Below are 13460 nucleotides of genomic sequence, written 5' to 3'. Positions count from 1 at the left end.
GTTAAGCTTTTAAATATTTTAAAAGAAATATGTTTATATATTGATTGATTATTTCTTTAAGATAGCGTATATAAGTTTAGCGGTTTTTTATTTTAATTTTAAATTTTTATTGAAACCTTAATAAGTCTTATATTACTATATCTATATAATATTTATATTAAACATTTCTATATCTAAACTGAATTCTGCAAGTAATTCTAATAAATATTAATATTTCTGTATTTATTTCATATTTGGCAAATAATCCTTATAAGTCTTCATATCACTAGATTTGCCTGTAAAATTTTTTATCCGATGACTAGCCGCTATAACACTCCACCTTCAAAAGGTGGAGATAAAAGCATAGGTGAAAATTGATCACTGCCTCTTATAAATTGTAGAAAATTACGCTCTAAAGACCACATCTTCTCTACTAAACATATATCTCGCAAATAAAAGTGCCACCACTACATATACTATCATCCAAATAAAAGTTATGGCAATATGATTATAATTATATATTCCTACTAATAATTCCTTTATGAGACAAGATGCATTAGTAATAGGTATATTAAAATAATAACCCTCTATACTTTTGGCATCCTTAAGCATTGTTAAATAAGCCAATATCATACCTATAATCATTACTGGTGAAAGATATGTTTGAGCTTCTTTAAAAGATTTAGCATAAATACTTATAGATAACTGAATAGCTCCAAAAACCATAGTTAATAATATTGGAATAAGCATAATAAGAATAATGTTAGCAAAGTTTAAGTTTAAATCAGCTTTACCTGTTGAAGAAAAAATACCATTTTTTTGCTGCATGGCTATAAATAAGCTTGATAGAGAGGCTAGTGATATAATTATTCCCATGATTGCTATTGCAAAAAGTTTTCCCCAGAGTATTGACATTCTATTGGCCTTTGTTGTTAAAAGTGGTTCCAATGTTCCTCGCTCTTTTTCACCTACACCTAAATCTGTTGCAGCTGCCATGGTTCCAGTTATACTATAAATTATTAAAAGCAGTGGAACCAACATTACTATCATCATTTTTCCAACTCCACTTTCCTTTTTATCAATGGTATCCTCTACTATATCTATAGGATTTAAAATATTAGCATTTATATTTCTATCTGATAATCTTTTAGATACTATTTCCTTTGAATATTGATCTATGTATGCTTTAACAATACTTACAGCGGTGGATGCATTAGTACTGGAATTATCGTAGTCCATAGTTATCTTTGCATCAGTTTCATGTGCTATATTTTTATCTAAATCTTTAGGTATAGTTATTGACAATAGTATTTTTCCTGTTCTTATATCATTACTTACATCTTTAGAATTTATAATTTTTATATTCTTTTGTGCTTTAATAAATTTACTTAAATTACTATTACTCTTATCTGTTATATTTATTGATATACTCTTCTCTACATTTTTAATATCATTATTAGAAGCCTTTCCTATAAAGTAAGACAAGGCAGGTAAAACAATTAGAGGTATAAGAATGCTTAATATTAAAGTTTTTCTATCTCTAAATATATCTAGAAGTTCTTTTTTAAATACTATTAGTACAATATTATTTCTCATCATTTCCACCTACCAAATTCATAAATATTTCTTCCATATCTTCACTTTTGTATTTTAACTTTATATTTTTAATAGTTCCCTCTTCTAATATTTTCCCCTTATGAATTATAATTATTTTATTACACAACTTTTCAACCTCTGACATAGTATGACTAGAAAATATTATTGCTTTTTTTTCGTTCTTACATTTTAAAATAAATTCTTGTACAATTCTAGCAGCGGTCACATCTAAGCCTGCCGTAGGTTCATCAAATAGTATCACTGAAGGATTATGAACTATAGACCTAACAATAGCTACTTTTTGTTTCATGCCCCTAGAAAACTTACCTACTTTTTTATCTATATATTTGTCCATTTCTAAACTTTGGGATAATTTATCTATACTTTCATCCGCTTCTCTTCTTGACATGCCATTAAGCTCTGCAAAATATCTTATATTCTCTCTAGCGGTTAATCTATCATAAAGTCCAACCTCTCCCCCGAATAATATACCTATTTCACCTCTTACAGTTTCAGGCTCCTTATTGATATCATATCCATTTACCATAGCAGTTCCCTCAGTGGGCTTTAGCATTGTAGCTAGCACCCTTAAAGTAGTAGTTTTACCAGCTCCATTTTCCCCTAAAAGACCAACTATTTCACCATCATTGACTTCAAAATTAATACTATCTACTGCCCTTATCTTTTTAAAAGACTTACTTAGATTTTTTACAGCTATCATTGGCTTACCACCTTTACACTTTAATTCACAACAATAAATTGTTAGCTTTTGTTAAAATTTGTCTGTGATACTATGATATAATTGTATAATAATGTTATTATAACATATACTGTGAGTTAACTAGATTATATTATTCTTAAATATTGCATAAATCCAACAATATATGACGTATTTTATACAATTATCAGAGATGATTATTGTACATGGCTAAAATGAACATTGCATAATTATTAATTTTTTGATATTATGGTTTAGTTATATAATAAAAATATTTTTAATTTTAATAAAAAATTGGCACTAATGAAATATTTATCCTAATTTCGGCAAATAATCTACATAAGTATTAATATATTATTTATCCGATGACTAGCTGATGTAACATTCCAGCTAAACATCAATAACGGCGTCACATCCCTGGATAATTCATCTAAACTTAGCAGAGTACAAACTCCTACTAAGTAATATTCATTGATAAAATTTTTTCATAAACAAATTTAAGCTTTATGAATTGTTTGTTGAATTAAAATTTATACTGTTTTGGGAGGGTAATAAATTGGAAAACATTATTGTAGCAAAATTTGGTGGCAGTTCGCTTGCAGATGCCCATCAGTTTGAAAAAGTAAAGCACATTGTAGAAAGTAATCCAGAAAGAAAATATATTGTACCTTCAGCTCCAGGTAAAAGGCATGGTAAAGACTATAAAATAACAGATTTACTATATCTCTGTCATACCCACGTACAGCAAGGTATACCTTTTGATGATGTATTCAAAATTATAGCGGAAAGATATACAGAAATCGTTGAAGAACTATCTGGAAGATATAATAATATGAAAGATCTTGATATAAATCATTATTTAAATGTAATTAAAAAAGATATTTCTGAAGGTGCATCCTCAGATTATACTGCAAGTCGTGGTGAATATTTGAATGGAATTATATTATCAACCCTATTGGGTTATGAATTTATAGATCCTGCTGATATAATTTTATTCGACGAAAATGGTTGCCTCTCTTCTGAAGGCACTCAAGAAGCTGCACATAGCCGTCTAATTAAGATAAATAAAGCAGTAATTCCTGGTTTTTATGGTTCTCAATGCCAAGGCCAATGTGAAAGACACATAAAAACTTTTTCTCGTGGAGGATCAGACGTAACCGGTGCTATAGTTGCCCGTGCAGTAAATGCTTCCTTATATGAAAACTGGACTGATGTTTCAGGATTTTTAATGGCTGATCCAAGAATAGTTACTAGTCCTCATCCAATTAAAACAATAACTTATAGAGAACTTAGGGAACTATCTTATATGGGTGCTACAGTTCTACATGAAGACTCTGTTTTTCCTGTAAGAGAAGCAGGCATTCCAATAAATATAAAAAACACCAACATGCCACAAGAACCTGGAACATTAATAGTTAGCGATACTAAGGCAACAAATAATATTGGCACTATAACAGGAATTGCAGGAAAAAAAGACTTCACAGTAATAACAATAGAAAAAAACCTTATGAATACTGAACTAGGCTTTTGCAGAAAATTATTGTCCATTCTAGAAACACATGGAGTGGTATTTGAAAATATGCCTGCAGGTATAGATTCTGTTTCATTAGTAATTGCAGATTCACAAATAAAAAATAAATTGGAAAATATACTTCATGATATTAAGAGACAATGCAATCCTGATTCCATAGAGGTTCTACCAAATATGGCATTGGTAGCTACTGTTGGTCGGGGAATGTCTCAATCAAAGGGCGTTGCTGCAAAAATATTTGATGCTCTTGCTAAAAATACTGTAAATATACGAATGATAAATCAAGGCTCTAGTGAAATAAACATAATAGTAGGCGTTGAAAATAATGATTTTGAGAAGGCTATTAGATCTATTTATGAAACTTTTATGTAATAACTTTATTTAAACTAAAAATTTACCGCCCTTAAAGATTAAGGGCGGTTTTTTTATCTTTCAATGATATTAAAGATTACTTTATATAAGTCATTTATTTTGAGACAATGTTTACTCCAATTATATAAGTAACTAAAAAATATGTTTATCCGATGACTAGTCACTCTAATCTTCAAAGTTGGAGTAAAGAGTGGATACGTCCCTGGATGACGATTTACCCTAAAGGACAACGAGTTCTAAGTATCATAAATACTGATACTTAGAACTCTGTTTATAAAAATTTTTCATGAAAAAAACAGCTCTATACAGAACTGTTTTTAAAAACCCAGCATCGACCTACTCTTCCACAGGGCTACCCCTGCAGTACCATCAGCACATAAGAGCTTAACCTTCGTGTTCGGAATGGGAACGGGTGTTACCTCTAAGTCATAGACACTGGATATATTAAATTGAGAGTTAAAATTAAGAATTAAAATGTACTCTCAAAATTGCATAGTAAAGGGTAAAAGTAAAATATAATATTGTATACTAATATACACTTTAGTAATTTATTTAAATATTGGTCAAGCCCTCGACCTATTAGTATCAGTCAGCTGAATACATTGCTGCACTTACACCTCTGACCTATCAACCTGATGTTCTTTCAGGGGTCTTACTAGCTTACGCTATGGGAAATCTAATCTTGAGGTGGGCTTCACGCTTAGATGCTTTCAGCGTTTATCCCATCCCGACATAGCTACCCAGCTGTGCCACTGGCGTGACAACTGGTGCACCAGAGGTCAGTCCATCCCGGTCCTCTCGTACTAAGGACAGCTCCTCTCAAATTTCCTACGCCCGCGACGGATAGGGACCGAACTGTCTCACGACGTTCTGAACCCAGCTCGCGTGCCGCTTTAATGGGCGAACAGCCCAACCCTTGGGACCTACTTCAGCCCCAGGATGCGACGAGCCGACATCGAGGTGCCAAACCTCCCCGTCGATGTGGACTCTTGGGGGAGATCAGCCTGTTATCCCCGAGGTAGCTTTTATCCGTTGAGCGATGGCCCTCCCACGAGGAACCACCGGATCACTAAGCCCGACTTTCGTCCCTGCTCCACTTGTTTGTGTCGCAGTGAGGCTCCCTTATGCCTTTGCACTCTACGCGCGATTTCCAACCGCGCTGAGGGAACCTTTGGGCGCCTCCGTTACTTTTTTGGAGGCGACCGCCCCAGTCAAACTGCCCATCTAGCAATGTCCCGTGACCAGCTTCATGGCCTCCGGTTAGAATTCCAGTACTGTCAGGGTGGTATCCCAAGGACGACTCCACAGCAGCTGACGCCGCTGTATCCCAGTCTCCCACCTATCCTGTACAGACAATACCGAAACTCAATGCTAAACTACAGTAAAGCTCTACGGGGTCTTTCCGTCCAATCGCGGGTAGCAAGCATCTTCACTTGCACTACAATTTCGCCGGATTCGTTGTTGAGACAGTGCCCAAATCATTACGCCATTCGTGCGGGTCGGAACTTACCCGACAAGGAATTTCGCTACCTTAGGACCGTTATAGTTACGGCCGCCGTTTACTGGGGCTTAAGTTCACCGCTTCGATTACTCTAACGGATCCCCTTAACCTTCCAGCACCGGGCAGGCGTCAGCCCCTATACATCAGCTTACGCTTTAGCAGAGACCTGTGTTTTTGCTAAACAGTTGCTTGGGCCTATCCTCTGCGGCCTACGTTAAGTAGGCACCCCTTCTCCCGAAGTTACGGGGTCAATTTGCCGAGTTCCTTAACAACGATTCTTCCGATGGTCTTAGGATTCTCTCCTCACCTACCTGTGTCGGTTTGCGGTACGGGCACCTTAATTCCTTGATAGAGGCTTTTCTTGGCAGTGTGAAATCAGATACTTCGCTAAAAATTAGCTCCCCATAACACCTCAACTAAGCAGGCGGATTTGCCAACCTGCACGTCTTAGTGCTTAGACGCACATCCAATAGTGCGCACATCTTATCCTTCTGCGTCACCCCATCTCTCAAAACGGAAAAAGGTGGTATCGGAATATCAACCGATTATCCATCACCTACGCCTTTCGGCCTCGGCTTAGGACCCGACTAACCCTGAGCGGACGAGCCTTCCTCAGGAAACCTTAGGTTTTCGACCACTAAGATTCTCACTTAGTTCTCGCTACTTATGCCAGCATACTCACTCCTGTATAGTCCACCGCTCCTTACGGTACGACTTCAATCCATACAGGAAGCTCCTCTACCGCTCTTACGAGCCCATAGCTTCGGTGGTAAGTTTTAGCCCCGGACATTTTCGGCGCAGGATCTCTTGACTAGTGAGCTATTACGCACTCTTTAAATGAGTGGCTGCTTCTGAGCCAACATCCTAGTTGTCTTAGAAATCCCACATCCTTTACCACTTAACTTACACTTAGGGACCTTAGCTGATGATCTGGGCTGTTTCCCTTTTGACTACGGATCTTATCATTCGCAGTCTGACTGCCGAAATAAAAGTATATGGCATTCGGAGTTTGATAGAGTTCAGTAACTGTTGTCAGCCCCTACCTCATTCAGTGCTCTACCTCCATAACTCAATTAATCGACGCTAGCCCTAAAGCTATTTCGAGGAGAACCAGCTATCTCCGAGTTCGATTGGAATTTCTCCGCTATCCACAGCTCATCCCATGGTTTTTCAACACCAATGTGGTTCGGTCCTCCACGGAATTTTACTTCCGCTTCAACCTGGCCATGGATAGGTCACCCGGTTTCGGGTCTACAGCATGCAACTAGTCGCCCTATTAAGACTCGGTTTCCCTTCGGCTGCGCACCAGAAGTGCTTAACCTTGCTGCATACCGTAACTCGCTGGCTCGTTCTACAAAAAGCACGTCGTCACACATAAAAAGTGCTTCGACCGGTTGTAGGCACACGGTTTCAGGTTCTATTTCACTCCCCTTCCGGGGTTCTTTTCACCTTTCCCTCACGGTACTGCTTCACTATCGGTCACTAGAAAGTATTTAGCCTTGGGAGGTGGTCCTCCCAGCTTCCCACAAGGTTTCACGTGTCTCGTGGTACTCTGGAATAGATCCGGCCATTTTCTCTTTTAATCTACAGGACTGTTACCTTCTACGGTAGAGCTTTCCAGAACTCTTCGATTAAGATATTAGGCTTTAATGATCTATCCACAACCCCAGGAACAAAGTTCCTGGTTTGGGCTCATTCCATTTCGCTCGCCGCTACTAAGGAAATCGATATTTCTTTCTCTTCCTCCGGGTACTTAGATGTTTCAGTTCCCCGGGTATGTCTCTATATACCTATGTATTCAGTATAAAGTACATGTCGTTAAGACATGTGGGTTGCCCCATTCGGAAATCTCCGGATCACAGGCTATTTGCGCCTACCCGAAGCTTATCGCAGCTTGTCGCGTCCTTCTTCGACTTCTAGTGCCAAGGCATTCACCATGCGCCCTTTGTAGCTTGACCTGTTATACTCTTAAGCGTTAGCTTTTCGAGTTTAGTCTTTTATTTTGTTTTAATCTTCATTTTATTAAAGATAAAGATTAATTATACAAAGGATATTTGTTTTATTATTTTACTTTACTTTTTGTTTCACTATGCAATTTTCAAAGTACATTTAAGAGATATTGATCTCTCAAAATTAAACAGAGATAAGAGTTAAACAACCATATCACAGTAGTTATCCTACCATGCTTACTCCTTAGAAAGGAGGTGATCCAGCCGCAGGTTCTCCTACGGCTACCTTGTTACGACTTCACCCCAATCACTAATCCCACCTTCGGCCGCTGGCCCCATAAAGGTTACCTCACGGACTTCGGGTGTTACCAGCTCTCATGGTGTGACGGGCGGTGTGTACAAGGCCCGGGAACGTATTCACCGCGACATTCTGATTCGCGATTACTAGCAACTCCAACTTCATGTAGGCGAATTTCAGCCTGCAATCCGAACTGGGATGAGTTTTCAAGTTTGGCTCCACCTCGCGGTATTGCATCTCGTTGTTCTCACCATTGTAGCACGTGTGTAGCCCTAGACATAAGGGGCATGATGATTTGACGTCATCCCCGCCTTCCTCCCGGTTAACCCGGGCAGTCTCACTAGAGTGCTCAACTTAATGGTAGCAACTAATGATAAGGGTTGCGCTCGTTGCGGGACTTAACCCAACATCTCACGACACGAGCTGACGACAACCATGCACCACCTGTCTTCCTGCCCCGAAGGGCTTCACGTATCTCTACGCTATTCAGGAGATGTCAAGTCTAGGTAAGGTTCTTCGCGTTGCTTCGAATTAAACCACATGCTCCGCTGCTTGTGCGGGCCCCCGTCAATTCCTTTGAGTTTTAATCTTGCGACCGTACTTCCCAGGCGGAGTACTTATTGTGTTAACTGCGGCACAGAAGGAGTCGATACCTCCTACACCTAGTACTCATCGTTTACGGCGTGGACTACCAGGGTATCTAATCCTGTTTGCTCCCCACGCTTTCATGCCTCAGCGTCAGTTACAGTCCAGAAAGCCGCCTTCGCCACTGATGTTCTTCCTAATCTCTACGCATTTCACCGCTACACTAGGAATTCCGCTTTCCTCTCCTGCACTCTAGATACCCAGTTTGAAATGCAGTCCCCAGGTTAAGCCCGGGGCTTTCACATCTCACTTAAGTATCCGCCTACACATCCTTTACGCCCAGTAAATCCGGACAACGCTTGCCACCTACGTATTACCGCGGCTGCTGGCACGTAGTTAGCCGTGGCTTCCTCCTTTGGTACCGTCATTATCGTCCCAAAAGACAGAGCTTTACAATCCGAAGACCGTCATCACTCACGCGGCGTTGCTGCATCAGGCTTTCGCCCATTGTGCAATATTCCCCACTGCTGCCTCCCGTAGGAGTCTGGACCGTGTCTCAGTTCCAATGTGGCCGATCACCCTCTCAGGTCGGCTACGCATCGTCGCCTTGGTGAGCCGTTACCTCTCCAACTAGCTAATGCGCCGCGGGTCCATCTCAAAGTGGATTACTCCTTTAATTACTGCTTCATGCGAAGCTGTAATATTATGCGGTATTAATCTCCCTTTCGGGAGGCTATTCCCCTCTTTGAGGCAGGTTACCCACGTGTTACTCACCCGTCCGCCGCTAGAAACCCGAAGGTTTCTCGCTCGACTTGCATGTGTTAAGCACGCCGCCAGCGTTCGTCCTGAGCCAGGATCAAACTCTCAATTTATAAGTTTGATGTTAGCTCATCGCTTCTCTTCATTTTACTGAAGAATTTGTTACTCTTGATTTTAATTTCTTAAAATCTAAAGAATTGCTGGTTTGTTTTATTCTTATACTCTGTTTAATTTTCAAAGATCAATTCCTGTCATCTGACAGCTTTTATAGTTTATCATCATCAATACAATTTGTCAATAACTTTTTCATGTTGATTTGAAGTTATTTCGTATATTGTTTTTCACAACGTCATTTATTGTATCATTAATAAATTAATTATTATATTTGTATATGTATAATAATTTAGCATTAAGTATAGATATCTAATTATTATACTTTATTCCTCCTAATTTCATATACTGACACACTAGGTATAGTATACTACAATTTATCATATAAAAAGTGAATTTTTAATTTTAAACCACAGTAAAGGCACTATGAAAATTTTTCTATAATAAAATTCTCATAGTGCCTTTACATATCCTCATGCATATTGTGAAAACAAGCTACTATAACTTAGCTTCCTAAAAATAAACAAAGTTTAAGATTAATTCCATAAATAATTAAATACAATTTTAATCTAAAAATGTGATTACTTATTTTATTTCTACTGGATATTTTTCCTTGAGTTCTTCCATATACTTAGTATATTTCATATTTTGTCTTTCTTTAGTTAATCCATTAATTATATTTTCTTTTACTTCTTCAAAAGTCTTAGGTATATCTTCAGTTCTATTCTCAACCTTTATAATATGATAACCATATTGAGTTTTTACAGGATCACCTACTATTCCTATTTCCTGTGTAAAAGAAGCTTCTTCAAACTCTACAACCATCTGTCCCTTTGTAAAAGTTCCAAGATTACCTCCCTCTTCTTTTGATGGACAAGTTGAATACTCTCTTGCAGCATCTTCAAAGGATTTTCCTGCCTTTATTTCACCACTTACTTTTAAAGCATCTTCTTCTGTATCTAATAATATGTGTTTAGCTGTTGCAGTTGCTGCTGTCTTAAACTTATCCTTATTTAATTCGTAATAGTCTTTAGCCTCTTGTTCAGTTACTACTGCAACTCCACTAAGAGCTCTCTTCATACCTATTTGAGTTAAAATTTCCTTTTTCATTGTTTCTAACTGACTCTTATATTCATCGTCATTCTCAAGACCCTTATCTTTTGCATCGTTATATATTAATTCAAAAGATACAAGTTGATCAAGTAATCTTTTTTTACCTTTTTCAGTTAACAATTGGTGCCTTTTATCTTGTGGAAAACTCAAAATAACTTGGTCAATATCATTTTCTGTAATTTCTTTACCATTTACTGATGCTAATATCTTATTCTCCATTTTAATTCTCCTCAAAAAAAATTTGAACTTTCTTTGCTCATATTATAGATGATAGCATTAATCTATTTTTACTACAAGAAAAAATACATAATATATAGCAAAGTTAGATAGTCATATAATATTTACTTTATTTATGAGAATATCTATAATTACACTTAGTAGACTTTACATAAAATATGAACTAAAATACTCTTTATGTAGTTCTAGGTAATTTGTTAGCTTATTCTATAGATCATAGAATAAAAAACCTATCTTTACCACAAAATATTATTAACACTTTAAAATAAGGAGGTCACCTATGAAAATAACTTTACCAAAAGATGTTGAATATATAATTGATACATTAAATAAAAATAATTTTTCTGCTTATGCTGTAGGTGGCTGCATTAGAGATAAGCTTATACATAGAGAACCTAAAGATTGGGACATAACCACCAGTGCCTTACCAAAAAATATAAGTGAAATTTTTGAAAATACCATACCTACGGGAATTAAACACGGAACCATAACTGTATTGATTAATAAAACTCCCTATGAAGTTACTACTTTTAGAATAGATGGCAAGTATAGTGATAATCGTCATCCAGATGAAGTCATATTTAGCAATTCTTTATATGAAGACTTAGGCAGAAGAGATTTTACCATAAACTCTATGGCCTATAGTCATAATGAAGGATTACAAGATCCCTTTAATGGCGAAAAAGATTTGGGAAATAGATTAATTCGCTCTGTTGGTAATCCCGATTTAAGATTTAGTGAAGACTCATTGAGAATACTTAGAGCCATTAGATTTTCCACAGAACTCAGTTTTCAAATAGATAAAAATACTGAGGATTCCATTAATAGAAACTATTTACTTATAAAAAATGTGAGCATGGAAAGAATTAGAGATGAAATTTCAAAAATACTTTTAAGTAATACTCCAAGCATAGGTTTTCATGAATTGAATAAGTCAGGGCTATTAAGAATAATTTTCCCAGAATTATATGTCTGTGTAGGCTTTAATCAGCGCAATCCCCATCACCATAAAGATATATTTGAACATACTATGCTGGTTTTAGATAATACACCTAATAATTTAATAATAAGAATTGCAGCTCTACTCCATGATATTGGTAAACCAGGTTGCTTCTCTATAGATGCAAATGGAATTGGCCATTTTTACATGCATGCTATAGAAGGAGCAAAAATTTCTCAGGAAATATTGAAAAGATTAAAATACGATAATAATACTACAAAAATAGTTTATAAACTTATAAAAGAACACTTAGTAAATAGAAACAACTTAAAATTACCCTCAATAAAAAAATTTATAAATAGAGTTGGTATAGATAATCTTAATTATCTATTTGATTTACAAATAGCAGATATAAAAGGGCACAACCCTCCCCATGATTTTTCACCAGTGATAAGTTTAAAAAATTCTGTACAAGAAGTTTTATCTAGAAAAGATCCTCTTTCTTTAAAGGATCTAGCTATAAACGGCAATGATTTGATAGATATAGGCTATCCAAAAGGCATTACCCTTGGAAAAACCTTAAATGAATTACTAGATCTTGTAATAAAAAATCCTGAATTAAATAAAAAAGATATATTAATTGATAGAGCAACTAAAAAATTAGATATCTTCAATAAATAATAATAGAATATTACGACATAACTATAAATGAAGATTATACTCAAAATCTACAACAAAATACAGCTTAATATCAATATATAAACATCATGGAGACCGTGAGCAATACCCAAGGATAATGTTGAACAGTTTTTAATTTTCAACATTGCTAATCCATATATTGCTCCAATTAATGCAGTCAAAATTACTTGTAAAAAATCTTGTCCATTGGGGAAATGCCAAATACCAAACATAAGAGCAGACATCACTACAGCCCATATCCATGAATCAGTCAGAGTGCGAAAGCGCTCCATAAAATAACCACGAAACAGCATTTCCTCACCCATCCCAACAAATAGCATATCAAAAACTATGTAATATATAATGATACAAATCCCATTCTTTTTTATACTCAATAATATCTCACTATTCCGAATTAAAGCTAGATATATTATAGTGAAATTACTATTATTACCTATTTTCTAACATTCCCTGCCTTCTAAGTATAGGTATTACCTTTACTGCTAGTAAAGAAGCTATTACAACCTTTAATAAATCTCCTGGTATAAAAACTAAAAATCCTATTTTAAGTGCATATTGAAAAGTTATTTCCTTAAATAAAACATTTTTTAATATTACATACAAATAAGGTATTCCTATAAGATAAATTATAATGATTCCCAAAATACAAATAGCAAACATTTTAATAAAAGTGATTTTCTCGCTGCGTTCAACTATTTTTCCTATGACAAAAGCTGAAATTATAAATCCAATCAAATACCCAAAGCTTGGACTAACAACATGAGTAAGTCCACCTGTTCCATCAGCAAATATAGGTAACCCTATAAGACCTAATAATACATATATAAGTTGTGACATAGCACCAACCCTTGCACCTAAAATTATACCCGCTAAAATTGTAAATAAAGCTTGCATGGTTATTGGTACTGGCCCTATAGGTATTCTAATGAATGCACCTACCGCTGTTAACGCCGCAAATAATGCTGTTAAAATCATTCCTCTTGTGTTAAACTTCAAAAATCTGCACCTCCGCACTAATTAATTTAATATAGAGTTTATTACTAGGTTTATATTAATATATTAAAGAAATATT

7 protein-coding genes and 3 rRNA genes are annotated in these 13460 nt (G+C 36.0%); 2 read left to right on the top strand and 8 right to left on the bottom strand.

Annotated elements, in window-relative coordinates; genetic code table 11:
* Positions 1-384 precede the first annotated feature (384 nt).
* Positions 385-1575: an ABC transporter permease gene (locus CLOPA_RS00845; protein WP_015613575.1), complete on the bottom strand. Its 1191-nt coding sequence runs from the start codon at positions 1573-1575 to the stop codon at positions 385-387.
* The gene (locus tag CLOPA_RS00840; RefSeq protein WP_015613574.1) at positions 1565-2296 is read right to left on the bottom strand and encodes an ABC transporter ATP-binding protein; all 732 of its coding nucleotides are present in this window, start codon (positions 2294-2296) and stop codon (positions 1565-1567) included. The genes CLOPA_RS00845 and CLOPA_RS00840 overlap by 11 nt, the downstream gene beginning before the upstream one ends.
* Positions 2297-2849: 553 nt before the next feature.
* On the opposite strand from CLOPA_RS00840, the gene CLOPA_RS00835 reads away from it, so the two are divergent.
* Positions 2850-4196, top strand: a complete 1347-nt coding sequence (locus CLOPA_RS00835) for an aspartate kinase (protein WP_015613573.1) — start codon at positions 2850-2852, stop codon at positions 4194-4196.
* A gap of 323 nt (positions 4197-4519) precedes the next feature.
* On the opposite strand, the gene rrf is transcribed toward CLOPA_RS00835, so the two are convergent.
* From rrf to CLOPA_RS00815, 4 genes are all read right to left on the bottom strand, one after another.
* A 5S ribosomal RNA gene (gene rrf / locus CLOPA_RS00830) occupies positions 4520-4636 on the bottom strand.
* Between the two features lie 119 nt (positions 4637-4755).
* Positions 4756-7655, bottom strand: a 23S ribosomal RNA gene (locus CLOPA_RS00825).
* Positions 7656-7894: 239 nt separating this feature from the next.
* Positions 7895-9401: ribosomal RNA gene (locus tag CLOPA_RS00820) — 16S ribosomal RNA — on the bottom strand.
* Together the 16S, 23S and 5S rRNA genes form the textbook arrangement of a ribosomal RNA operon.
* Positions 9402-9984: 583 nt before the next feature.
* Complete coding sequence (locus tag CLOPA_RS00815) at positions 9985-10731, bottom strand: peptidylprolyl isomerase (RefSeq protein WP_015613572.1); 747 nt, start codon at positions 10729-10731, stop codon at positions 9985-9987.
* Between the two features lie 298 nt (positions 10732-11029).
* On the opposite strand from CLOPA_RS00815, the gene CLOPA_RS00810 reads away from it, so the two are divergent.
* Positions 11030-12370: a CCA tRNA nucleotidyltransferase gene (locus CLOPA_RS00810; protein ID WP_015613571.1), complete on the top strand. Its 1341-nt coding sequence runs from the start codon at positions 11030-11032 to the stop codon at positions 12368-12370.
* Positions 12371-12417: 47 nt separating this feature from the next.
* On the opposite strand, the gene CLOPA_RS00805 is transcribed toward CLOPA_RS00810, so the two are convergent.
* Together CLOPA_RS00805 and CLOPA_RS00800 are read right to left on the bottom strand one after the other, a co-directional pair.
* On the bottom strand, positions 12418-12762 hold the full coding sequence (locus CLOPA_RS00805; protein WP_051115591.1) for a CPBP family intramembrane glutamic endopeptidase: 345 nt from the start codon (positions 12760-12762) through the stop codon (positions 12418-12420).
* Positions 12763-12817: 55 nt separating this feature from the next.
* The gene (locus CLOPA_RS00800; RefSeq protein ID WP_015613570.1) at positions 12818-13384 is read right to left on the bottom strand and encodes a biotin transporter BioY; all 567 of its coding nucleotides are present in this window, start codon (positions 13382-13384) and stop codon (positions 12818-12820) included.
* Positions 13385-13460: the final 76 nt, after the last annotated feature.

It is taken from the genome of Clostridium pasteurianum BC1, from assembly GCF_000389635.1.
Lineage (GTDB): Bacteria > Bacillota > Clostridia > Clostridiales > Clostridiaceae > Clostridium_I > Clostridium_I pasteurianum_A.
The sequence above is the reverse complement of the archived record's forward strand: the minus strand, read 5'-3'. Positions and strand labels throughout refer to the sequence as shown.